This window comes from Porphyromonas sp. COT-108 OH2963, from assembly GCF_000768895.1.
Lineage (GTDB): Bacteria > Bacteroidota > Bacteroidia > Bacteroidales > Porphyromonadaceae > Porphyromonas_A > Porphyromonas_A canoris.
Map to the genome: position 1 here is coordinate 493158 of NZ_JRAP01000008.1, position 25022 is coordinate 518179.

Below are 25022 nucleotides of genomic sequence, written 5' to 3' on the forward strand. Positions count from 1 at the left end.
ATAAGAAAACTCTGTATGTATATCTCTTTAGCGGAACTCAAGCTAAGACTAAACAAAATATTTACAGCTTCTCAGGAGCTAACGAACAATGGGATAGACTCTATACTTATCCGGGCAAATGCCAACATGATCTATCTCACAGGAACAGTGGTATCGGGCTATGCCTATCTGCATAAAGAGTTGGAACTGCCTGTCTTCTTCATAGAGCGTCCATCTCAAGCCATCGATGAACTGCCGGAAAATTGCAGATACAGCGTCAGAAAACCGGAATTGATTCCCGACATCCTGAAAGAAAAAGGCTTTGCTATCACTGAACGGACAGCTTTGGAGCAGGAGGAGTTATCCTTTTCCGAGTATTGCAGACTCTCCAAGCTCTCTGTAACCGGTAAGGTTTCTCCTATAAGTGCAAACGGAATCATGCTCCGTGCAAGAATGGTCAAGACTCCATTTGAGATAGAAGTCATGAGAGAAAGTGCTCTTGTACATTGTAAGATATACGAAGATGTTCCTCGCCTGTACAGGGAAGGGATGACGGAGTTGGAGTTGCAAATAGAGTTAGAAAGAGCAATGCGACTCCGTGGAAGTATCGGAACGTTCCGTTGCTATGGTCCAAGAATGGAAATCTTCATGGGAAACATTATTAGTGGAGACAATGCTCAGTCTCCGGCTCCATACGATTTTGCAATGGGAGGAGTGGGAACACCTGCTATGCCAATGGGAGCAACGAATAGAACAATACGACCGAATAGCTCCGTAATGGTGGATCTTGCAGGGAACTATTCTGTTTATAATACAGACATCACAAGAAGTTACTCCGTTGGGACACTTCCCGATAGAGCTTACCATGCTCATGAAGTAGCTCGTAGTATATGTCGTTTTTTTGAACATCATGCAAAGCACGGCTCTTCAGTGGCTGACATTTATCTGCATGCACAAGAAAAAGTAGCGGAGGAGCAGCTTGAGTCGGTATTCATGGGGACAGAGTTTCAAGCGAAATTCGTAGGACATGGCATGGGTATTCAGATTAACGAACAGCCTGTACTCACAGGGAAAAGCAAGGATACCTTCCAAAGTGGAATGACCATAGCGGTAGAACCAAAGTTTGTCCTCCCCGGCATTGGCCCGGTAGGTATGGAAAACACCTACCTTATTACCGATGATGGAGTAGAGTTGCTTACTCCAGTAGAAGAAAGTATAGTCTCTTTAGATAAGTAACAGAGGTCTTTTCAAACAGCAAACCGGATGATAAGTTTTATAATTCCCCTCTACAACAGACCGGATGAGATAGAAGAACTACTTGCTTCTCTCTCCCGGCAGTCCATACCCCATCAAAACATTTGGGAGGTTGTGGTTGTGGAAGATGGCTCTTCCTCTCCGGCGAAAGATATAATAGAACGCTGGCAGAAAAGTTTAGATATCACCTATCTTGTACAGAAGAATACAGGGCCGGCAGGAGCCAGAAATCATGGTGCATCGGTTGCAAAAGGAGAGATATTTGTATTCTTGGATTCAGATACAATACTTCCTCCCCAATACGTAGAAAATCTCCTGAAAGAGATAAAGCAAGAAAGCGCCGATCTTTTTGGCGGACAGGATAGAGCCATGAAGGAGTTTACACCTCTGCAGAAAGCAATAGACTTCAGCATGACATCTTTTCTCACAACAGGAGGAATACGTGGCAGCAAGAGTGTAAAGCTGGATAAGTTTTATCCTCGTACCTTCAACATGGGAGTCTCACGAGAAGCATTTGAAAAAGTAAACGGCTTTGGAAATTTGCGTTTTGGGGAAGATATAGACTTCAGCATACGAGTCCTTCGTGCAGGCTATCATTCTGCTTTTTATCCTTCAATATGGCTTTATCATAAACGTAGAAGCACATACCGACAGTTCTATAAGCAAGTTTACAACAGCGGTATCGCACGTATCAATCTCTCCATACTTCATCCCGGTACGCTGAAAGCGGTACACCTGTTCCCATCTCTGTTTGTATTGGGACATTTGGCTCTACTTCTTTTGGCCGTAACCGTGTCGGTATGGTGGTTGCTCCCGATCCTTGCTTACATGATAGCCTTGATGGCTGCGGCATGGTACAGAACAGGCTCTCCAAGCATCGGACTTAAAGCGATATTTACCAGCTATATTCAGCTTTACGGATATGGTACAGGTTTTCTTCATGCACTTTGGCAACGACTGATAAAGAGAAAAGAAAATTTCACGAGGTACGAAAAGAATTTTTACGAATAAAATTTATATCTTCCCTTTTCACTTCAGACTTAAAACAGACAATATCAATATGAATATAAAAGAGTTCCTTAAACGTCCCTGGCTAATATCGGCAGCACTTATTCTTCTCATGGCCGGTATAGCGTTCCTATACTTTTTCCCTGCCAATGTAGAGGGAAGAATACTTTTCCAAATGGATGGATTAGGAGCTTCCGGTATGGCTCAAGATGTAAGAGAATATCGGCAAGAGACAGGAGAGAACTCACTCTGGACAGAGAGTGCCTTCGGTGGTATGCCCATGTATCAGATATCTCCGACATATCCATCCGCATCAAACCTGAAGACGATAGGTGATCTCTACAAGCTGAAGAAGCCTTTTGATCTGATGCCGGGAGATAGTTATCTGCTCTTTGCTATGCTTCTTGGGTTTTACATCTTCATGCGTGCATGGGGAGTGAAAAGGCTTTCCTCTTTTGCAGGAGCAGTAATGTGGACATTCTCATCCTACTTCATCATCCTTATAGATGCCGGACATATATGGAAGCTACTTGCTCTCATGTATATTCCACCCACAATAGCCGGATTGGTGCTACTCTATAAGCGTAAGAAATGGCTGCTTGGAACATTCGTAACAGCCCTCTTCTCCGCCTTACAGATCTACTCCAATCACATACAGATGAGCTATTACTTTGGTTTTCTAATGCTGGCTCTGGTGATAGGATGGGCGGTAGAAGCTTACAGGTCTAAAGCGTGGAAACCTTTTCTCTTGGCTACTCTGCTTGCTTTTGTTGGAGGACTTATAGGAGTGGCGACAAATGCAACCAATCTTTACCATACCTATAAATACAGCAAGGAGACTATGCGAGGTGGTAGCGAACTAACACCCAAAGCAGATGACGAACAAGTGCACACGACCACAGCCGGAGGTCTTGACAAAGCTTATATCACGCAGTGGAGCTATGGTATAGATGAGATGCTTACTTTCCTCATACCGGATGCCAAAGGAGGCTATTCTACTCAGATCGGAACATTGAACAGGGATATGCTATCGGAGGTACAAGAGCCATACAGACCTTTTGTTGCTCAACAAAACAGATATTGGGGCGATCAACCCTTCACGGCAGGCCCTGTATATGTCGGCGCTGTCGTACTCTTTCTTTTCTTTCTTGGGCTTTTGATTGTCAAAGGACCTGTCAAATGGGCTGTGGCAGGAGCAACTCTTCTCACCGTGATGCTCTCTTGGGGACATAATATGATGTGGCTGACAGATATTTTCATCGACTATTTCCCGATGTATAACAAGTTCCGGACACCATCATCTATACTCGTTGTGGCCGAGTTTACCATACCATTCCTTGCCATTTTAGGACTTACGAAATGGATACAGACCCCTAAAGCACTCAAGACATACAAGAACGAGTATATTATCGCAGCGGCATTGACAGGCGGAGTAGCTCTTATCTTTGCTCTCTTTCCCGGACTATATGGCGGATTTTTAAGCGATGAAGAGCAAAGAATATTAGCCCCCTATATAGCACAAAACCAAGAATTTCAGATAGCGGTCGGGGAGCTAAGAAATATCCGAGAGGCTCTGTTCACCGCAGATGCTTGGAGAGCTGTAATATTCTCCCTTTTAGCTATGAGTGTTTTGGTGGCATCGGCTTATGGCAAGTTGAATAAAACACTGACTGTTACTGCCGTTACCATATTGGCGATTGTCGATCTTTGGAGCGTGGATAAGCGTTACCTGAACGACGAGAAGTATCATGATGCCAACAGACTAATGGAGCAAACCTATGCTAAAACCGAAGCAGACAAGTATATCCTGCAAGACACGACCGATTATAGGGTAATGAACTTGGCTGTAAACACCTTCAACGATGCCACAACAAGCTACCATCACAACTCTGTCGGAGGCTATCATGCAGCGAAGTTGCAGCGGTATCAGGATCTTATAGAGAGTTACCTCTCCAAGATGGATAGAAATATTCTGCGAGCTCTCAATACCAAATACTACATTCTACCCGATTCTCTTCGAGGACTAAGCGTGGTAGAAGATTCTCTTGCTTATGGTAATGGCTGGTTTATTTCCTCTATAAAAGAGGTAAAAGGAGCCGATGAAGAGTTTAAGGCTATCGGAGAAAATAATCTGAGAGAGGTTGCCGTCATAGAGCAGACTTACCTGCAAGACTTAAAAGGGAAGAAGAGCTTTGAGACAGATAGCACGGCCACCATATCTTTAGTAAGCAAGCTCCCGAACAGAAAGGTGTATCGTACTAGCAACAAAGCAGATGGCTTAGCTGTTTTTTCCGAAATATTTTATAAAGATGGCTGGAATGTTACCATAGACGGAGAGACTGCGAAGCTGTTACGAACCAACTATATTTTGAGAGCATTACCCATACCGGCAGGGGAGCATACCATTGAGATGTGGTTCGATCCTGCTTCTGTTCACACAACAGAGCGGATAGCATCTGTTGCCGGCTGGATTATCCTGCTACTCATGGTGGCAACCATCGGTTTTGCAGGAAGCAAATACATAAGAAGAAGAAAATCAGAATAAAGAAAGCGACTATGAAAGAGACAATGCCAACCCCTATTTATCTTAAGACTACCACCTCTACCAACAACTATCTGCGTGCTTATTTGGAAGAGCATCCGGATACAGAATGTTGGCAGGTAGTCTACACGGACAACCAAACAGAGGGAAGAGGTCAGCGAGGGAATATATGGGTATCGGAACCGGGAAAGAATCTCACAATGAGTTTATTCTTCCGCAGCAGCAAGCGACGAGAAGAGTTTCACCCTTTTGATATTTCAGTATTTACCTCTTTAGCTATACGAACAGTTATAAAAGAGTATATTCCAAGAGGGAAGAAAGTATCTATCAAGTGGCCCAATGATATATTTGTAGAGGATAGAAAAATAGCCGGAGTACTCATTGAAAATGAATGGGAAGGTTCTGAATTCAAACAAGCAATAGTAGGTATCGGTATCAACATCAACCAGCTCCTGTTCGACCCCAAAGATGCACCCAATGCCACTTCTATTCTGATAGAAAGAGAAGATGGAAAAGAGGTGGATATCTACTCTTTTATGATACGATGCACGGAAGAGATCATCAAGATATGGCGACAGATGAAGGTAGATTTTGTTTCTCCGAGGGACGAATACAACAATCTTCTCTATCGAAAAGATGGACGTCTGCATGAGTTTGAAACAGCCGAGGGGACTCTTAAGCTACTCGTAGAAGGTGTAGATGTGGATGGTATGTTGCGTCTGTATGATCCGACAACCGATGTCAGACGTAAGTTTGCATTCAAAGAAGTAAGCTATATCCTGTAATCTCTAAGCTATCTCATCTATATGATCGAATACATCAAAGGTTCCATAACATCCCTACATCCGACTACTGCGGTGGTTGAAGTCTCCGGCATAGGATATGAAGTACATATTTCGCTCTTTTCCTACAATCTTCTCCAGAAAGTTCAAGAGAGTAAAATCTACATCCATGAGATCATTCGAGAAGATGCACACGATCTTTTCGGATTTGTTCAGCCCGAAGAGCGAGCGCTTTTCCGCCTGCTTATCACGGTAAATGGAGTTGGAGCAAACACAGCAAGGCTGATACTATCCTCCTATTCTCCGGGAGAACTTTCCCGACACATTTCCTTAGGCAACGATGCAGCCTTGAAAGGAGTGAAAGGTATAGGAGCTAAAACGTCCCAAAGAATCATTCTTGACCTGAAAGATAAGATCGCCGGAATCATCCCGGCAGAACAGTTTATTGGAACGGCAGAAGTGATAGAAGATGTAGATACAGCAGAAACACAAGCAGAAAAAGAGGAAGCGGTAAGTGCTTTTGTCGTTCTCGGCTACCCTCGTGCCGCTGCCAAGAAGGTGGTAGATACGCTTTTCAAGAAATATCCGGAGCTTTCTCTGAACGAAAAAATAAAGAAAGGGCTCACGATGCTCTAAAAACAAAATCAAGTGTGGGACAGTAAGAGAGATAAATATCCATTGCGCTTTTTAAGACGCACACTCTTGGCTTTGGGAGCTTTGTTCTGTATCTCATTGCCGCTTACTGCTCAGACCGATACTCTTGTTGTATCTGCTTCCAAATCCAAGTTTTATATCCGACCACTTGGAAATGCGGGAGTAGCGACAGGAATAAAAACAATAGAAAATCTCAATCCGACCCTCCCCATGCATTTACGCAAGAGGAGGGTCTTTAATTTTGAAAACAACCTTGACCTTATACTTGAAGCAGGTATTAAAGACAGGGTAAAACTGCAAGTCGGATTCAATAACAGCTCCCCTTTTGCTCGCAAGCAACGTTTACTCAAGTTGCAGTATATGGGACTTGAAAACGACCCCTTGAGGAGTCTTGATGCAGGATATTTTGACTTTCGCAGCGAAAACTCCCTGATCCTTCCCATGGGAAACCTCATGGGATTGCGTTCTATTTGGAATATAGGACACTTGGAAATAGAGGCTTTTGCCTCCAGACAGGAAGGAGAGAGCCGAACAATCCACAGGGAGAACGCCTCTCAAGAGCGACACTCTTTCTCTTTAAGAGCTTCCGACTACGATTTTCGAAAGCACTTCTTTCTCTCTCCTGCATTCCGAGATGCGTTTCCCGATGCAATGCATTCTATTCCGATACTCTCCTCTCCCTACACGGTGGAAGAGGTAGAAGTATGGATTACCAATCGTTATACTGTCATGGAGGATGTAAGAGATATTGTCGCTTTCACTCCCAAGCTCGGAGAGATGCGCGCCTCTTTGATAAAAAAGTATGAAGCGACACTGCAAGACAAACAGGTGGAAGAGGCAGAAGCCATCCTCTCATCGGAAGATCCACAGAGCTTTTCCGTGATTAGAAATGCTCGAAGAATGATGCCCTCGGAGTATAGCCTCCATCCCTTACTCGGCATACTCTCTCTAAAAAGACCTCTTGCTCCGGACGAACTGCTCGCTGTATCTTTTCGGTATCGCCATCAAAACGGAGGCGAAGAGGTGGGACAGAGGTCTATCTCATCTGCCAATAAATCTTCCGTCATAGTGGGACAGCTTCTATCGGCATGGGATAAGTCTCCCAACCATCCCACTTATCCTCTGATGCTAAAGAATATATACACTCTCACACCGGGAGGAGGAGTAGAACCGGATAAGGTAAAAGTGGATCTTCTCGTAATGCCACATGGAGAAAGTGTGGAGAGTCGCTTTATCAACCAACTCTCCTTGGCTACTCTTCTCAAGCTGGACTTTGCCAAACCGGACGGCACACAAGGGACAGACGGCATACCCGACCTGCTCACGGATATATCCTACATAAAAGAGACAGGCTCTCTTTTGTTTCCCCTCTTGGAGCCTTTCGGTAAAGATTTGGAGCAACTGCTGGGAGGCTCCTCCCCCTATGCCTATCATGCACTCTACGACAGCACTCTTACCGTGGCAAAGCAGCAAAAAGAGAAAGACCGGTTCTTTCTCCGAGGATATTATGAACGAAGTGGAGGCACGGGAGAAATATTGTTGGGAGCCACCAATATCCCTCAAGGAAGCGTAAGGGTAACAGCAGGAGGAAGACCTCTGACAGAGCATAAAGACTACACTGTAGACTATCTCTCCGGAGTGGTACATATTACAAATCCGCTCATTCTCAAAGCAGAACTTCCGGTAGAGGTCAATATAGACGATCCGGCACAGCGGTTCAAGAAGAAGAAAGACCTCATCGGATTGGAAGCCCGATGGGCTCCCGTCAAAGGTCTCTCCTTGACCTCTTCACTGCTCCACTACGATGAAGAGAGCGCACTATCCCGAACATATTTGGGACAGGAAGAGGTGGAAAATCGCATGCTCGGCTTCTCTCTTCGCTACGATACGGATCTCCCGAAAGTTCATGCCTGGATAGAGCGCATCAGTGGCAAGACACACGACGCTCCCTCTCGCTTCTCCGTAAAAGGTTCTTATGCCAAACTGTGGAGCAGACTGAAAGGAAGAAATGGAGAAATCATCATAGACGACTTTGATACCCCTACTCCCTACATAGATCTCACCTATCCCGAAGCATGGCATCTGGGTTCGGCTCCCTTTTTACAGCAGCAACTTTTGGATCCCGTTAAGCAAAACTATACCAGATCTCATCTTTCATGGTATCGCATAGACCCCATGTTGCAGTACGAATGGAGAGAAGCGGGCTACCCTTTACCCCAAGGAGCTCATCCCGGCATCTTTCATCTTCAAAGAGAGATAAATGTCAGCGAACTCTTTCCATCTCGTCATACCGAGACTCTTACCTCCTATCTGCCTGTTCTGAACCTCTCTTTCTACCCTAAAGAGCGAGGCAGTTACAACCTCAATCCGGACTCATTTTCTCCCAAAGAGCAGTGGGCAAGTATCATTCAACGCCTTCCTCTCTCCGATTTTGAAGAAGAAAACATCGAGTACATGGAGTTTTGGATGATGGATCCTTATGTCGGAAATCCCGACAAAGAGTATAGCTCCGGTCGGCTGGTCATAGATCTCGGACAGATTTCGGAAGATATTCTCAAAGATGGTACTATCGGAGCAGAAAATCTACTCCCCACGCCTGAAAACCCCAATAAACCTTTTATCTTCACCGTATGGGGAAAAGCCGGAACGGGACGTATTCAGACCAAAGCATTCAACTTTGAAAACCTTGATGAGGTCAAGGCTCAGGATGTCGGCTTGAATGGCATCAGCTCGCAGGAAGAGCAGAGTCATCCGCTGTATGCCTCTTTTTTACAGGCATGGAAAAACAGCCTCTCCCAACAGGCTCTTCGGGAAGAGATGCTCTACCCATTCTCTCGGCTCCACTCTCCATCCGGGGACAGATACCTCTCTCCTCTTGATCCTTTCTGGCTTTCACTGCCTCAAACGTCTCTTCTGTTTCGGCATAAGTACATCAACGGAACAGAAGGAAACTCCCTTCCCGATTACGATCCGTCCGGCAGGGCATTGGCTGCAACTCTCAATCCCGACAGCAAAGATCTGGACGGGAATCACTCTCTGCTCGATAAAGAGAGCTTTTTCCGCTACACCATTCCTCTTTCTCGTCAGGCACTCTCTTCGGGAGAAGCTTATGTGGAGAGCTTTGTGGAGACACCCGTGAAACTGCCCGACGGAAGCCAAGAAAATATTCGCTGGTACAAAATCAAAATTCCTCTCAAGTCCTATGGCGAGTTGGTCGGCAATATTTCCGACTTCCGCCACATTCCGTTCGTTCGTCTCTCCATCACCGGATTTGAAGAGGAGATCCACCTGAGGGTTACGGGCTGGAAGCTCTCCCAATCCGAATGGAGGGCTGCCTCTGTTCTCTCCGAGTCGGGTATACAATCCTCGTCCGCCGTTTCGGCTGTCAGCCGTGTAAGCATAGAGGAAGACTCCGGTCGCCTACCTGTTAATTACGTCTCTCCGCCCGGCATTTGGAGAGAGCGCGAAGAGGGTGTACACACCACCTATGTGCCTGATGAGAAAGCTCTCGCCCTGCAAATAAAAAATCTCGAACCGAGTGCCATTTCCGGTATTTACAGAACGCTCTCCACAGATTTGAGAGATTACGAAAGGCTCACCCTCTTCACCCACGCAGAAAATCTCAAAGAGGCAATAGAGCAGGCAGGAACCGGAGATATACGTTTATCGTTCAGAATAGGGGACGACCACTCCGAGAACTATTACGAATACGAAATTCCCCTTTCGATAACCTCTCCCGGAAAGTACAATAACAACTCCGCATCCGACAGAGAAGCCGTCTGGCCGCAAGCCAATTATGTGGATATTCTACTCGAAGAGTGGACACAGCTCAAAGCCGAACGCAATACCGCACTGGTTTCAAACGGAATCTCCATCGACACTCCCTATGCCAAGCAGAAAGGAGAAGCCGTTTACAGGGTAAAAGGAAATCCGAACCTTGCAAACATCCGTACCGTCTTTATCGGTCTTATAAATGCTTCTGCCACAACCAAACAGATAGAGTTGTGGTGCAACCATTGGAGTCTGAAAGGCTCTTCTCTATCTTCCGGGAGCAATATGGAGCTGGATGGTTCTCTCTCTCTCGGTAATATCGGCAGCGTCTCTTTCCGTGCAAGAGAGCGGACACCCGGCTTCGGCTCTATCAATGAAATGTACAGCCGTAGAGACCGAAGCCATAAAAGAGAAAAAGAGTGGAGTGCCAACCTGCAAGCAGGAGAGCTGTTTCCTGCCTCTTGGAAGCTCTCCATTCCTCTCTTTATACGCCAAAGCAGGGTACACTCGACACCCGAATATGATCCGGTACAGGGGGACATACGCACCAACGAAGCATCTGAAAAGATTTCATCGGAGCGAGTGTTGCTCACGACAATCTCTGCTCCCGATATAGGCTGGAAGCTGAGAAGCAAAAGTCCCATGCCTTACGACCCGTCCAACATTCGCTTCTCCTTTTTTCTTCAAAGGCACACGGCGGAAAATGCGCTCTCTCTTTTCGACAACAGAGAGCACGCCAAGCTCTCCTTGGAGTACGACTATATCGCCCCACGCAAAACATTTACCCCCTTGTCTCTACAAGTGTGGCCTACTCGTCTGTTCTATAAAAACAGCATGGAAAGGCTGTACGGCGAACAGCAGGAGCGTGCAAGAACACAGCTTCTCCCCCCCATCCGTCTACACCATAAATGGGATTGGATGCAGGACTTTAAGCTGGAGTGGCAACTCTCGCCCAGACTCTTCTGGAAGTGGGAAAGCGGTCATCGGGCACTCATACGGGAACCATATCTGAGAGTGAATCGCCATTTTGCAAAAGCGGACTACGATGTATGGAGAGACTCTGTGCTGCACGAAATAAAACAGTGGGGCGATCCTTATATGCACACTACCGCTACCGAGATGGCGTACACACTGCCTCTCCAAGAGATCAAGTGGCTCAAACGATCGGTTCACGGCTCTCTGCGCCACATCAGTTCCGCTTCATGGCAGAGAGGAAACCGGTCGGAAAAGCTCTTTTCGGGGCATCAGCTCTCCGGCAATGCTCGAACGGAGTTTTCGGCAACACTGTCTGCCGAAGCACTTTACAGAGCCATCTTTCCTAAAGATGAAGTCTCATGGAGCAGAGGCAACGGCTCCGGCAAATCCTTTTGGCGCAGTCTCCCTTATACCATTCGCAGGTTCATCCTCCACAAACAGTGGCAAACCTCCTCTCACTATCCGCACCTGAAACCCAAAGTGAGCGGACTCTTCGGAGAGCAGCTCCGGGACGACACCGGAAGCCGTACTCCCATATTCTCCTATCTGTTGGGATTGGAACACAGCTCCAAATTCAGAGACGCACTTCTGCATGGCGGAAATCTCCTGCAAGGAGCCACGCACAGCTCACCCGCCACACTCTATTACAGAGAGGAACAGACGCTTACGGCACAGCTCTCCCCGTGGAACGGACTATCCATAGATCTTCTTCTGCATTCCGCTTTCGATACCAAACAGGATCTCTACACACAGGGCAGTAGTCCGGCTCTTCGCCGACACACTTCTACACAAAGCTCCTCGATTCTCTTTTTGAAGTCTCATCAAATTCCGGAAGAACTCACCACCGTGTCCTCCATACCCCTTCTGCCCTCTTGGGAGATAAGGTGGCAACTCCCTCTCAACAGCTCCTCCCGATGGCTTCAACGGCTCTCTTTACGGCACAGCTACAGAGGTCTATCCACCAGAGCAGATGCGGACATCCGGGCATATCCTACGACAATAAAAGCTCCTGCCCTTGCTCCGGAGAGGTACGAAGTGAAAGCGGATTTCTTCCCCCTTATCGGATTGGATGCTTCTCTCTTCAAGGCATTCACCTGCATCTTCCAATACAACACCGGAAAAGGGTTTCTCTATTTGGGTTCATCGGGACGAGTAATAGAAAGTACACAGAACGAACTGCATCTTTCTCTCGATTACAGAGTATCCGGACTGAACAAAGTCTCTTTCAGACTTCTTCCGTCTCTGAAGCCGCAAAAGCAAGAGCTATCTTTCCATCTCTCTTACCGCCGCTCCGAAAAACTCTCTTGGACCTATCTTCGCCAGAACAACACTTCCGACATGCTCTTTTCGAGCCCGGAAGCAACGCAAGGACTGCGAACGCATAGCCTGAAAACAGCTGTGGAGTACGCTTTGGGAAGCGACTTCTCGGTAAGGCTCTTTTATGACCGAGACCTTACCACACCTCTCATCTCTCCGGTTATGTTTCCCACCTCTCTCTCCTACCTCGGCATCATGTTTAAGGTCGGCTTCCACTAAGATCTCTTTCGGATCACGGAATGCAAACATATAAAATGGCATTGAAGCCTATAAAAAGATCTCCCAAACAGGTTCAAAACAAATTCTATATAGGGTAAAAAAGAAAAATCAAACTTTGATTTCTAAAAATCGAAGTTTGATTTCTGCCATTCAAGGCTCGATTTGTACCAAGCGAAGCTTGATGCCGTTTTCCGATAAGCTTTATCGAGAGTACCGAATAGGTTCAAGTAAACTTGCAAATAGGTTCAGATCATCTTCATAAAAGCTCTATACAAAAGCTCTGACCCGACGAGCGGTAACACCGTTCGCACGGAGTTAGTGGATAGAAGCTTGCGGCTGATGATCCTGCAAGAGAGAGAGATCTTCCTGATACTTCTTGATCAGCTTTATTGCATCCTTTGAAGCATTCTGGTGAGCTATCTTTTTGTTGTGTCCCACCCCTATCGCCAAAGGCTTTTGTCGCCCATCGGTGAAGATGGCACAGCGGTGCATCAGTCCGAGATTGGGATCGACGAATGAGTCCAAATCGCGGTACTCATAGTCTATCTTGTTTCGCTGCATGAAGATGATGAACTCCGTCTTGAAGTTTTCCTCCTTCACGGAGGTCTTCTCTATGTTCTTGACATCTATGACAACGTGTTTGAGGACAAACTTACGGGCGGCATCGTACCCTTTATCCAGATAGATGGCTCCGACTAAAGCCTCAAGACAGTTTCCGAGAGCGGCACTGCCTTGCTTGTCCAACCCCTTGGAGGAGTGGAGATAATGCTCCAGCCCCAGCTTTTGAGCCACATGATTGAGATTGTTCCTGTTGACCAGGATAGAACGCAACGAGGTAAGCTGCCCTTCGGACTCCTCCGGATAGAGGTCAAACAGCGCATGCCCGACAACAAGAGATATGACGGAGTCTCCCAGATACTCCAATCTCTCATTACTCTCACGCCTTTTGCCCCTTGAAGCAGACCTGTGCGTAAATGCCGTGGTATAGAGTTTGATATTTCGAGGTTTATACCCGATAAGCTGTTCTAAACGTAAGTAAGGCTTCCCTGCCGAACGGTTGAGAAGCCTTATCTTACGTTTTAAGAAACTACAAATCATGAGCTTCTGTATCTTTTTGTCAAGAGTTATACTTCTTGAATATCACGCTGGCGTTGTGTCCTCCAAAGCCAAAGGTGTTTGAAAGAGCACAGCGAACAGGGCGTTCTTGCTTGGTGTTGAAGGTGAAGTTGAGCTTATAATCTATCTCTTCGTCTTCGTCTCCCGCTTCGTGATTTATGGTAGGAGGTACAACATCATTCTTTACGGAAAGAACGGTGATAAGAGATTCGATCGCTCCTGCAGCCCCTAACAAGTGTCCTGTCATAGACTTTGTAGAGCTGATATTGAGCTTATAAGCATGATCGCCGAACACTGCCTGTATAGCCTTTACTTCCGAAACGTCTCCGACCGGAGTACTTGTTCCGTGAACGTTTATATAGTCTATGTCTTCCGGCTTAAGCTCTGCATCTTCCAAAGCGTTCCTCATTACCAACTTTGCTCCCAAGCCTTCCGGGTGAGAAGCAGTAAGGTGATGAGCATCTGCGGAAAGCCCTGTCCCGGCAACCTCAGCGTAGATCTTCGCTCCTCTTGCCAAGGCATGCTCCAACTCTTCAAGGATAAGCACTGCACCTCCTTCGCCCATGACAAATCCGTCACGAGACTTACTGAACGGACGAGATGCACCCTTAGGATCATCATTGCGGGTAGAAAGGGCTTGAAGTGCATTGAAACCTCCAACGCCGGATACACAGATAGTGGCTTCCGATCCGCCTGCCACAATCATGTTTGCCTTACCCAAACGGATATAGTTGAAGGCATCGGAGATGGCATTGGTAGAGGATGCACAAGCACTTACCGTAGCAAAGTTGGGACCGCGAAAGCCATACTTCATGGAGATATGGCCTGCTGCAATATCCGCTATCATCTTCGGGATAAAGAAAGGACTGAAGCGAGGAGCTTTTCCGGGCTCGTATTGCATGATCTCTTCTTCAAATGTACGAAGACCACCAATACCGGCAGCGAAAATGACTCCAACCTTATCCAAATCTTCTTTCTCTATATCTATTCCGGCGTCCTTGACAGCTTCATCCGCAGCAACAAGGGCAAACTGTGCATATCTATCATACTTACGGACTTCTTTTCTGTCGAAATAGCTCATAGGATCAAAGCCTTTAACCTCGCAGGCAAACTTTGTCTTAAACTCGCTTGCATCGAACAGCGTGATGGGTGCTGCCCCAGATTCTCCATTGAGCACAGCAGCCCATGTCTCCGGAACATTATGTCCTAATGGTGTTATGGCTCCGAGGCCTGTAACTACGACTCTTTTTAGTTGCATTTTAATAGGTTCTTGTTTAAGTATATAATATAATGTGTTGTCTTTTCCTCATCAAAGTTACTAAAAAGAAAATACTGCAGAAACACCACTATAATACCCTGACATTATGAGGGAGTGGGTTCATGCAGTATTCTCCTTTTATTAAGAAAACAAACCTCTGCCTATATGGAAATAAAGTAAGAAGAGGTTCCGATCAGATCGTAGTGCTTACGCTTGAAGCTTAGCTGCGATGTGATCCATAGCATCACCCACAGTCTTGATGTTTTGAGCTTCTGTATCGTCGATGCTGATACCGAAAGTCTTTTCAAAGTCCATGATAAGTTCTACTGTATCCAAAGAGTCAGCACCAAGATCATTAGTGAAGCTTGCAGTTGCTGTTACTTCAGATGCTTGAACGTTTAGCTTATCTACGATAATGTCCACTACTTTCTTTTCCAATTCTGTTCTGTCCATAATTCTTTTAATTATAGGTTTATATAAATACTTTTTTCTGTCTATCTTTGTTTGCAAAAGTAGAGAAAAAAGTTTTAGTAGCGCAATATTTATGCTCATCAACCGCATAAATGTGCTATATTTAACTCTTAAGGCACAAAAATAACTCAAATTAACATCAATATGCTTAGTAGGCTTGTCATTTTTGCTTCAGGTAGTGGTTCCAATGCAGAAAATATTATTCGTTATTTTCGATCCTCTCAAAAGAAAAGTAAGACCGAAATTGTAGCAGTTGTGTCCAATAACAAAGATGCGTATGTCCATAGACGCGCAGAGAGTCTTGCCGTACCATCTTATACGCTTAGCAGAGCAGATCTTACCCAAAATCCGGAAAATCTGATGATGCTCCTACAATCTCTGAGAGCAACACACATCATACTGGCAGGCTATCTTCTGCTTATCCCCGAATGGTTATTGGCGGCATTTCCCGGAAAGATCGTAAACATACATCCGGCTCTACTTCCTGCGTATGGCGGCAAAGGCATGTACGGACCTCATGTACATGAGGCAGTGGTTGCCGCCAAAGAGAGCAAGTCGGGAATAACCATACATATCATAGACGAAGAGTACGACAAGGGAAAGATTCTGTTTCAAGCAGAGGTCGAACTTAGTCCGACAGACACTCCCGATGATGTCGCACACAAAATATCGCTCTTGGAACAAGCACACTTTCCAAAAGTTATAGACGAATGGATAGAACACTCCTTCCATGAATGACAACTACATAGAAATAGCGGGAGCAAGAGTTAATAACCTCAAGAACATCTCCTTAAGAATACCAAGAAATCGCTTCATTGTCGTAAGCGGACTCTCCGGATCCGGAAAAAGTTCCCTTGCTTTCGATACTCTGTATGCAGAAGGTAAGAGGAGATATGTGGAGAGTCTTTCGGCTTATGCCCGACAGTTTGTGGGCAAAATGTCCAAACCGGAGTGCGATTACATCAAAGGGATTCCTCCGGCAATAGCGATAGAACAGAGAGTTACATCCCGTAATCCAAGATCGACGGTAGGAACATCCACCGAGATATACGACTATATGCGTATGCTTTATGCTCGTGTGGGAAAGACCATCAGCCCGATAAGCGGAAAGGAGGTTCAGCGCCACAGCACCGCCGATGTGTTATTGTTCATACAACACTCTCTTTCTGAAGGAGCAAGATATATGATCACGGCTCCGATCAAAATACCTGAGGGCAGAACCGTGGAGGCTCATTTGGGTATTCTTTCGGGTATTGGATACAGCAGGATTTTATTTGATGGAGAGGTTGTGCGCATCTCGGATATTCAAGATACCAAAGACCATTCCCTTTCAAACAGAATAAACAACGCATCCCGGCTATTCATCGTAGTGGACAGACTCTCTGCCATATCGGAATATGACGATAGCACACTCTCTCGTATCACCGATGCCATAGAGACCTGCTTCTTTGAAGGAAGAGGAAGCTGTATGATATTCCATCAGGAGAGCCCCGACAAGATTTGGCAAGAAGCTCTATTCAGCGACAGATTTGAAGCAGACGGGATGGAGTTTGAAGAGCCTTCGGATAATATGTTCAGCTTCAACTCTCCGGTGGGAGCGTGTCCGACCTGCGAAGGTTTCAGCAAAATAATAGGCATAGATCCGGAACTTGTCATTCCCGATAAGAATCGCTCCGTTTATGATAACTGTGTGGCGTGTTGGAGAGGTGAGAAGATGTCGGAGATGCAAAGGGAATTTATACAGAAAGCAGTAGAGAAATACGACTTCCCAATCCATAAAGCATATAAAGATCTATCCCCAAAGCAGCAGGATCTGCTCTGGAATGGAGATGGAGAGATTTGGGGCATATACGACTTCTTCAAGTATTTGGAAGATCATCCAACCAAGATGCACTACCGCATTCTTTCGGCACGATATAAGGGTAAAACGACCTGTCCGACCTGCAAAGGCAAGAGGCTTAAGAAAGAAGCTCTATATGTCCAAGTGGGAGGAAAGAATATCGCCGAACTGGTAGATATGTCTATCTGGGAATTGAAAGAGTTCCTGAACCGGCTAAAGCTTTCCGCTCATGACGAAAAGGTTGCAGGACGGATCTTAACAGAGCTTCGCAACCGTGTTTCGTTCCTTGTCGATATCGGTCTTGGGTATCTAACCTGCTCTCGTACATCCAATACATTGTCCGGAGGAGAGACGCAACGCATTCATCTTTCCACTGCTCTTGGAAGCAGTCTGATCGGTTCTCTCTATATATTGGATGAGCCGAGCATCGGTCTTCATGCCAGAGACACTCACCTTCTGATAGATGTTCTCCGCAGGTTGACAAGTATAGGAAATACGGTGATGGTAGTAGAGCATGACGAAGATGTGATCTTATCCGCAGATGAAATTATAGACATCGGCCCGGATGCGGGAAGAAATGGAGGAGAGGTAGTCTATCAAGGTTCTCCTCACACCCTTCCGAAAACCAGCAGAAGCCATACAGTAGAATATCTTTCCGGAAGAGCTCAACTCTCTGTACCCGGGACTAGAAGAATATGGCAGCACAGTATCGGCATAAAAGGAGCACACATGCACAACCTTAAGCATGTAGATGTGGATGTCCCTCTACAAATCCTTACCGTAATAACAGGGGTAAGCGGCTCCGGGAAAAGTACTCTCATCAGAGAGATTTTATACGAAGGGGTTAAGAGAAGGCTGGAACAGGCATCAATGGAAGGCATTCTATGTGAAAATGTGGATGCTCCATTGGAATACATCGAAAGAGTAGAGTACGTGGATCAAAATGCCATAGGAAAAAGTTCACGCTCGAATCCCGTAACCTATGTAGGAGCTTATGATGATATCCGAAAGCTATATGCCTCCCTTCCGGCAAGCAAACAAATGGGATATACTCCGGCTCACTTTTCGTTCAATAAGGAAGGGGGAAGATGCGAAGCCTGCAAAGGAGAAGGCTCTATCACGGTAGAGATGCAGTTCATGGCAGATATTTCTCTCATCTGTGAGGAGTGTCATGGTAAAAGATTTCAAGATGATATTCTTGAGATTCGATTTGAAAATGTCTCTATTGCAGATCTGTTGGAGATGACAGTCAATCAAGCCATAGAGTTTTTCTCGGAACACAGCAAAAGCCATACTGAATGCAAAAAGATATCAGAGAAACTAACGGCTCTGCAAGACGTGGGTCTCGGGTATATAAAACTGGGACAAAGTTCTTCTACACTTTCCGGAGGAGAAAATCAGCGCGTCAAGCTGGCGTACTACTTATCCAACACCAATACGGGAAAGACCCTCTTCATTTTTGACGAACCTACCACCGGCTTGCACGTACACGATATATATAAGCTGATCAAGACCTTTGATGCTCTTATTGCACAGCAGCACTCCATCATAGTGGTCGAACACAATATGGAAATCATCAAGTGTGCCGACTACATTATAGACCTTGGTCCTGAAGGTGGAGATAAAGGAGGATATATCGTAGCCACCGGTACTCCGGAGGAGATAGCCCAATGTAAAGAAGGATATACAGGATATTTCTTAAAGGAAAAGCTTCATAAGTCTTAAGCTCAATAGCTATTCTCTCTACGCGAATAAAGATGAAATCTTGTCCCGAAACCTACCTGCATTATATCTGGAAGCATCGCCTTTACAGCTCTCTTACTACTGTGGATGGTATTGTCCCGGAAGTTCTTCATCCCGGAGAGCATAACCACGGGGCAGGGCCGGATTTTCTTTCAGCCAAGATCAGGATAGGAGAGGTTGAATGGGTAGGAGCTGTTGAAATTCATACCAATGCTTCCGAATGGAAACAACATGGGCACGATACCGACCCTGCCTATTCCGGAGTTATCTTGCACGTTGTCTTATCTCCCAATTCATCGGCACGCTCTGTTTCCGGATATGATATTCCCACTGCCGTAATGCAAATAGACTCTTCCGTACTGGGCAAACTCACGGATCTTAATATCAAAAACAGCTATCTCCGTTGCCTGCCGGAAGCTACAACTCTTCCGCCTAAAAGATGGAAATACCTTCAAGATCTTTGGCTCGTGGAGAGATTGGAGCAGAAAAGTAAAAAGGTACGAGAAATGGGGGAAGGGGCGGATTGGTCTCAGCGTCTTTACGTTCTCTTTCTGCGCTATATGGGTATGGGACACAACAATGGAGCGTTTGAACAGATAGCCAACTCTCTTCCACTCTCCTTTATTCGTAAGCACGCCAACCGAATTACCTCAATAGAAGCCATGCTATTGGGACAAGCGGGGCTTCTTGCAGAGCCATACTCAGATGAATATCATGCTTTTCTGGGACAAGAGTTTCTGTTTTATGCTCAAAAGTTCGGATTAACTCCCATACCTAAAGGCTCCATCCGCTTTCTTCGACTTCGTCCCGTGGTTTTCCCGACACGCATGCTCGCTATATCGGCTGCAATTCTGCAAGATCACCATAGAGTAGAGCGACTGTTTTCTAATAATCCTTCCTACGCTATGCTGCTCTCTATTTTGGATGTAGAACCGAGTCCCTACTTCTGCCGACACTACCATTTCGGCAAACCGTCCGATAAAAAACTCAATGGATTGGGTACGGCAACGAAACAAAGCATTATCATCAATGTTTTCCTCCCACTGCTTTGGACTTACTATTCGGACACCATACAGAATGAAGCAAAACTAACCGAAAGAAAAAAGGAATTGCTGGATACCTATAAGCAGATAGCTCCCGAAAACAATCGAATAGTTCGCCTGTTTGAATCCCCCAATACCTTTGCTTCAATCTCCAATGCAGGAGAGAGCCAAGCCTTGATCCAACTCTACAAAAACTACTGCATGGAGGGGCGATGTATGAATTGCCCCATTGCGGTACAGATACTGAGAGGAGAGTAACAGACTACTCTCAAAAGGAAGCAAGAGTTTCTTTCTAAAAAACTCTTTTAATACTTTAACTCTTTTGAGATAAGGCTGTTATCATGTACTTCGATATAAATGTGTAAATTTGCGCGAATAAAATAAGAAGACAAGTTTCACAAAGAAACCTCAGGATATAATCATTTAATGAGAAAAGATAAAAACTATCAGGTTCGAGTTCTTGCTCTACTCTGGGTATTGTTTGGAGCTTTGGTTGCTCTTTACTTCCTCCCGGAAAAGATTGGCAGCCGGACTCTGAAGCCTGTAGATATACTGTCTGATCTGCGAGAAGAGTCCGGTGATGAAAATGGAGATCTGACAGATGATATACTTCTTGCAGATGGCGATATGCCATCAGATGATAATGAAAATAGCGATCCGGATACACTTCTCTCAACACCTCCGGCAGATCCAAACAGCGCAGACGATCTTTCCGAAAGAGATCATTACTCGAATGAAACGGATACCATAGATGGTACGACGGCAGAGCAGCTTGCTCCGGATACCAGACCCACCTATGATAGTCTGCTTAGAGCTACGAATACAGACACTTCGCTTACTCTCATCAGAGACTATACAGTAAACCGGCAAGGGATGCAAAAATTCTTCTCCAGCCTCAAGAATAGAGACAATCTTGGTCGTCCTGTGAGGATTGCCGTATTGGGAGACTCATTCATAGAGGGAGACATTTTTACGGATGCTCTCAGGAATCAGCTTCAGACTCGCTATGGTGGTTCAGGAGTGGGCTGGTTGGCTTTAACCTCTCAGGTTGCCGGCTTTCGGGCATCGGTACGACACGAATTCGGAGGATGGAAGACACACACGTTGCTTGACAAATCTCCGTCGAAGCAGTCTATAACCGGGTATTATCACACCTATTCGAGCGGTTCTCCCTGGGTCAAATACACACTTCCCGAAAGTGCAAAACCCATCGAACAGTCTTGGTTTTATTACAGAAGCAACGAAGATACGCAGATACAGGTTTCGGTTGGAGACAGCATCAGCAAACAGCTCTTGCCTGCAACGGAAGGAGTTGTTGTTGCTCACCTGCTCTATGAAGGTACAAGTAGAGGCGTGCGTCTGCGCATAGATACACCGGGTAGTGGCTTTGCGAGCTACGGTATTGCTTTGGATGGTAAGTCCGGAATATCTGTAGATAACTTTTCTTTAAGAGGCAACTCCGGGATACGCATCCTCTCTATAGACTCCTCGATCAATAAAGAATTTACGGACGCCCGTCCATACGACCTTATCATCCTTCAGTATGGGCTTAATGTGGCATCTGCAAAACAGACCAACTACTCCTCTTACATCAGTCAGATGCGTAAAGTCATCCGACAACTCAAACGCTCCAATCCTCGTGCAGACATTCTTCTCATGGGTGTTTCCGACAGAGGGCAGCGTTCTGCCGGCGGAGGAGCATCTACCATGCCGGGCGTTATTGCACTTCATCGCGCCCAAGAGCGACTCGCACAGGAAGAGCAGATCAGTTTTTACAGTCTGCTCGAAGCCATGCAAGAGCTCGGAGGAATAGCTAAACTGGCATCGCAGGGAGCTGCAGCCAAGGATTACACGCACTTGTCGCACAAAGGAGGGCGACTCGTGGCTACAAAATTTATGGAAGCATTTGATATTGAACAGAAGTACTATGACAAAATTAAACAAGAAAGTAGCATTCCTGCTGCTTCTCATCTTTGGAATGTGGGGAGCTCAAGCGCAGACCAAGCTGCTTCATTTGGGAGATAGTCATATAAGATATGGCTATACAACTGCTCCTATCAAAGCTCTGTTGACGGACCTCTCGGTATCTTACACCGGAATAAACGGGGCAACCTTCTCCACCTTTACAGATCCGCAACAGATTCAAAACATCACGAAGATGCAGCCGGAAGTACTGGTTGTATCACTTGGAACAAACGACTCCTATACGTGGCGGTTCAGCGAATCCAACTTCAGACAACAGCTTGAAGATTTTACCTCTGCCATAACACAGGCTCTTCCCAACGTTCAGCTCTTTTTCACAACACCTCCTCCAAGTTTCTTGAAGCAGTCGAAGCGTATTCGCAATACCGGCAAGAAGAGTAAAAGAAAATGGAGGACTACATACAGCTACCGCTTCAACCCCAATACGGCAAAGGCGGCAGCCATTATCCTCGACTTTGCCAACAGCAATGGTTACGGCGTATATGACCTTTACCAACAGATCGGAACGGAAGAAGAAGCTCAAAGATGGGTCAGTAAAGGCTGGATGCATCAAGATCACATCCATTATACAAAGGAGGGCTATTTCAAGCATGGAGCATTGACCGCCGAGGCTTTACGACAGTTTCTCGACCAATCTTCTCATCCTTCTCTTATCTCATCCGACATGATAAGTGAAGTGAAGCTCTACAAAAAAGATACCTACTAACACCCCATAGCACAGTGAGCTTTTTAGAACACATAGATCTCTCACGCATCGGAGAAGTCCTAAAGTATGATCCGCAGGCCCCGCTGATCTTTTCCAGCGGGCTGTTCTTCTTCATGTTTCTTCTCTTCCTGCCTCTTTACTACCTGCTTCGCCGGCGAACATCTCTGCGCATCATCTACGTAGCCCTTTTCTCTTTGCTGTTTTACTACGAGAGCAGTGGCGAGTACGTTGTATTGCTGATGCTGGCTGCGACGAGCGACTTTCTCATCGGACACGCTTTATCTCGCAGCAGAGAGGGAGTAAGGAAGTATTGGGTCGCATTGAGTATGTGTATCAACCTTGGGGTGCTTGCTTACTTCAAATATTTCAACTTCCTTGGAGACATAGGAGTAACCCTGCTAAATGAGTTGGGGCTGCTCGTCAATAAGCCCGAATGGATTCTGAAAGAGTGGACGCTGCGCGACATCTTCCTGCCTGCCGGTATATCTTTCTATACGTTCCAGACCATGAGCTACATCATAGACATCTATCGTGGAGAAGTGAAACCTCTGAATCGCTGGATAGACTACCTCTTCTACGTTTCGTTCTTCCCTCAGCTTGTTGCCGGTCCCATAGTAAGAGCAAAAGATTTTGTCCCTCAAATCAGAAAGACACCCACTCTCGGCAGGACCGAATATGGCGAAGCTCTCGCACTTATCATCAGCGGTCTCTTCAAGAAAGCGATTATCTCGGACTACATCAGCCTCAATTTCGTAGACAGAATATTCGATGCCCCGGCTCTCTATACGGGATTGGAGAACCTGCTGGGAGCTTACGGATATGCGCTTCAAATATATTGCGACTTCTCCGGCTACTCGGATATGGCCATCGGTATAGCACTGCTTTTGGGCTTTAGATTCAACATCAACTTCGACTCTCCCTATCAGTCCGTCAATATCACCGAATTTTGGCGCAGATGGCACATTTCTCTCTCTTCGTGGTTGAAAGATTACCTCTACATCCCACTCGGTGGCAACAGGAAAGGACGCCTTAGAGCCTACATGAATCTCCTCATTACGATGCTTCTCGGAGGACTTTGGCACGGAGCCGCTCTGCGTTTCATCATCTGGGGAGCCCTTCATGGTATCGCATTGGCTGTTCATAAAGCATATCGGGAGCTTACTGTAAAGATCTTTGGAAAGCAACCCGAATCCAATTGGTTCAAACGAGTTGCCGGGCGGCTTCTCACTTTTCATCTTGTTGTGGCGTCTTGGATCCTCTTCCGTGCCGATAACATGGAGGTCGTTCAAGCTATGTTCAAGCAGATATTCACCTCCTTTCACCCCGAAGTCTTCACTCAGTTTGTCGTAGGATACAAAGAAGTCTTTGCTCTTATGGTGCTCGGATTTGCTCTCCATTTCGTAGGACATAAGGGAGAAAAACGATTCCAAAACTTCATCAGCGAAACTCCTTTCGTGGTACAGGCACTTATTCTTGTAGGTCTTGTCTTCTGCGTCTTCCAGATAAGAAGCTCCGAGATTCAGCCGTTCATCTACTTCCAATTCTGATAAACGCACGACAAGCCTGTTTTAACCGAAACAAAGGATAAAAGAGCCTCTATCGAGAGTAAATTTTTATCGCTGTCCGGTAAAAATAGCGACCTACAAAGAATGGATGGTACCTCTTAAGAATCTTTCAGAATCTTTTGTACTAAAAAGGGAGAGCATAAAATATTAAAGACAGATTCGGACAGTGCCGGTGCGATAAGTATCGGCACTGCTTTTTATTTGCCGTAACAGCAGCTCTGAACCCGATAAAAAGATGCGATAAACGGCCTTTTAAGTTTGTTTTATCAGGTTCAGAGGTACAAACCAAGGCATGATTGGTGCAGAACAAGGGNGCTCTGAACCCGATAAAAAGATGCGATAAACGGCCTTTTAAGTTTGTTTTATCAGGTTCAGAGGTACAAACCAAGGCATGATTGGTGCAGAACAAGGGGTGAGTTATGGCAATCAAGGAGTGAATTGTATCAATCAAGCCACGAATTGTGTCAGTCAAGACATGATTTCAGACAGCAAAACTATTCAAAGGAAGTTTTATAAGCGTTTATCTCAAGTTGTTTCAGTATTCGATATATGATTTTGAATAGTAATATTTTTATAATACCTTTGCAAGTATTAAGGAACGATCATGCGTTGGAATACGGCTCACTGTCTGTCGTCTTCTCTCTGTTATGCGTTTTGTTCAATCAGATCATTGAAAGAGAAAATAACAAAATTTATGATTATGAAAAGAGTACTATTTTTATTACTGGCTGTATCCCTGTCTGTTATGGGATGCAAGAAAGATCCCAAAGAGCCTGCAAAAGCTCCCACGGTAGCA

General features: G+C 45.7%; 15 protein-coding genes. 12 read left to right on the plus strand and 3 right to left on the minus strand.

The window, feature by feature from the left end; translation table 11 throughout:
- Positions 1-15 precede the first annotated feature (15 nt).
- Genes HQ39_RS05735 through sprA form a run of 6 tightly spaced genes read left to right on the plus strand, consistent with a single transcriptional unit; the run spans position 16 to position 12501 of the window.
- Positions 16-1215, plus strand: coding sequence for a M24 family metallopeptidase (locus tag HQ39_RS05735; protein WP_036864458.1), 1200 nt, complete (start codon positions 16-18; stop codon positions 1213-1215).
- Positions 1216-1242: 27 nt separating this feature from the next.
- On the plus strand, positions 1243-2244 hold the full coding sequence (locus tag HQ39_RS05740; protein ID WP_036864461.1) for a glycosyltransferase: 1002 nt from the start codon (positions 1243-1245) through the stop codon (positions 2242-2244).
- A 49-nt stretch (positions 2245-2293) separates the two neighbouring features.
- Positions 2294-4786: a hypothetical protein gene (locus tag HQ39_RS05745; protein ID WP_052079480.1), complete on the plus strand. Its 2493-nt coding sequence runs from the start codon at positions 2294-2296 to the stop codon at positions 4784-4786.
- 11 nt (positions 4787-4797) lie between these two features.
- Positions 4798-5568: a biotin--[acetyl-CoA-carboxylase] ligase gene (locus HQ39_RS05750; RefSeq protein WP_036864463.1), complete on the plus strand. Its 771-nt coding sequence runs from the start codon at positions 4798-4800 to the stop codon at positions 5566-5568.
- A 21-nt stretch (positions 5569-5589) separates the two neighbouring features.
- Complete coding sequence (gene ruvA, locus HQ39_RS05755) at positions 5590-6201, plus strand: Holliday junction branch migration protein RuvA (protein ID WP_036864471.1); 612 nt, start codon at positions 5590-5592, stop codon at positions 6199-6201.
- A gap of 12 nt (positions 6202-6213) precedes the next feature.
- A complete protein-coding gene (gene sprA, locus HQ39_RS05760) occupies positions 6214-12501 on the plus strand; it encodes a cell surface protein SprA (RefSeq protein WP_036864473.1) in 6288 nt (2095 codons plus the stop codon).
- Between the two features lie 315 nt (positions 12502-12816).
- On the opposite strand, the gene rnc is transcribed toward sprA, so the two are convergent.
- The 3 genes from rnc to HQ39_RS05775 all read right to left on the minus strand — a co-directional run bounded on the left by rnc (position 12817) and on the right by HQ39_RS05775 (position 15328).
- Positions 12817-13599, minus strand: a complete 783-nt coding sequence (rnc, locus tag HQ39_RS05765) for a ribonuclease III (RefSeq protein WP_052079481.1) — start codon at positions 13597-13599, stop codon at positions 12817-12819.
- 19 nt (positions 13600-13618) lie between these two features.
- Complete coding sequence (gene fabF, locus HQ39_RS05770; RefSeq protein ID WP_036848457.1) at positions 13619-14875, minus strand: beta-ketoacyl-ACP synthase II; 1257 nt, start codon at positions 14873-14875, stop codon at positions 13619-13621.
- Positions 14876-15082: 207 nt separating this feature from the next.
- Positions 15083-15328 carry an acyl carrier protein gene (locus HQ39_RS05775; RefSeq protein WP_036792572.1) on the minus strand — a complete coding sequence of 82 codons (246 nt, stop codon included), beginning with the start codon at positions 15326-15328 and terminating at the stop codon, positions 15083-15085.
- 162 nt (positions 15329-15490) lie between these two features.
- Here HQ39_RS05775 and HQ39_RS05780 point away from each other — a divergent pair, with 162 nt between their 5' ends.
- The 6 genes from HQ39_RS05780 (at position 15491) to HQ39_RS05805 (ending at position 24208) form a co-directional block, all read left to right on the plus strand.
- A complete protein-coding gene (locus HQ39_RS05780; RefSeq protein WP_036864474.1) occupies positions 15491-16084 on the plus strand; it encodes a phosphoribosylglycinamide formyltransferase in 594 nt (197 codons plus the stop codon).
- Positions 16077-18911, plus strand: a complete 2835-nt coding sequence (uvrA, locus tag HQ39_RS05785) for an excinuclease ABC subunit UvrA (RefSeq protein WP_036864476.1) — start codon at positions 16077-16079, stop codon at positions 18909-18911. The genes HQ39_RS05780 and uvrA overlap by 8 nt, the downstream gene beginning before the upstream one ends.
- A 32-nt stretch (positions 18912-18943) precedes the next feature.
- Positions 18944-20230: a DUF2851 family protein gene (locus HQ39_RS05790; RefSeq protein ID WP_036864479.1), complete on the plus strand. Its 1287-nt coding sequence runs from the start codon at positions 18944-18946 to the stop codon at positions 20228-20230.
- A 168-nt stretch (positions 20231-20398) separates the two neighbouring features.
- The gene (locus HQ39_RS05795; RefSeq protein ID WP_052079482.1) at positions 20399-21997 is read left to right on the plus strand and encodes a GDSL-type esterase/lipase family protein; all 1599 of its coding nucleotides are present in this window, start codon (positions 20399-20401) and stop codon (positions 21995-21997) included.
- Positions 21900-22661 (plus strand): GDSL-type esterase/lipase family protein, encoded by a 762-nt coding sequence (locus tag HQ39_RS05800; protein WP_081965394.1) that lies wholly within the window; start codon positions 21900-21902, stop codon positions 22659-22661. Before HQ39_RS05795 ends, HQ39_RS05800 begins: the two co-directional genes overlap by 98 nt.
- Before the next feature lie 14 nt (positions 22662-22675).
- Positions 22676-24208 (plus strand): MBOAT family O-acyltransferase, encoded by a 1533-nt coding sequence (locus HQ39_RS05805; RefSeq protein WP_036790848.1) that lies wholly within the window; start codon positions 22676-22678, stop codon positions 24206-24208.
- The last annotated feature ends 814 nt before the right edge of the window (positions 24209-25022 follow it).

Excerpts from the sequence above, each read along its gene's own strand:
- HQ39_RS05750 (WP_036864463.1), top strand. The coding sequence starts at position 4,798 with ATGAAAGAGACAATGCCAACCCCTATTTATCTTAAGACTACCACCTCT.
- ruvA (WP_036864471.1), top strand. The coding sequence starts at position 5,590 with ATGATCGAATACATCAAAGGTTCCATAACATCCCTACATCCGACTACT.
- uvrA (WP_036864476.1), top strand. The coding sequence starts at position 16,077 with ATGAATGACAACTACATAGAAATAGCGGGAGCAAGAGTTAATAACCTC.
- HQ39_RS05775 (WP_036792572.1), bottom strand. The coding sequence starts at position 15,328 with ATGGACAGAACAGAATTGGAAAAGAAAGTAGTGGACATTATCGTAGAT.
- HQ39_RS05735 (WP_036864458.1), top strand. The coding sequence starts at position 16 with ATGTATATCTCTTTAGCGGAACTCAAGCTAAGACTAAACAAAATATTT.
- HQ39_RS05745 (WP_052079480.1), top strand. The coding sequence starts at position 2,294 with ATGAATATAAAAGAGTTCCTTAAACGTCCCTGGCTAATATCGGCAGCA.
- HQ39_RS05795 (WP_052079482.1), top strand. The coding sequence starts at position 20,399 with ATGAGAAAAGATAAAAACTATCAGGTTCGAGTTCTTGCTCTACTCTGG.
- HQ39_RS05780 (WP_036864474.1), top strand. The coding sequence starts at position 15,491 with ATGCTTAGTAGGCTTGTCATTTTTGCTTCAGGTAGTGGTTCCAATGCA.
- HQ39_RS05740 (WP_036864461.1), top strand. The coding sequence starts at position 1,243 with ATGATAAGTTTTATAATTCCCCTCTACAACAGACCGGATGAGATAGAA.
- fabF (WP_036848457.1), bottom strand. The coding sequence starts at position 14,875 with ATGCAACTAAAAAGAGTCGTAGTTACAGGCCTCGGAGCCATAACACCA.
- HQ39_RS05800 (WP_081965394.1), top strand. The coding sequence starts at position 21,900 with ATGACAAAATTAAACAAGAAAGTAGCATTCCTGCTGCTTCTCATCTTT.
- rnc (WP_052079481.1), bottom strand. The coding sequence starts at position 13,599 with ATGATTTGTAGTTTCTTAAAACGTAAGATAAGGCTTCTCAACCGTTCG.
- HQ39_RS05790 (WP_036864479.1), top strand. The coding sequence starts at position 18,944 with ATGAAATCTTGTCCCGAAACCTACCTGCATTATATCTGGAAGCATCGC.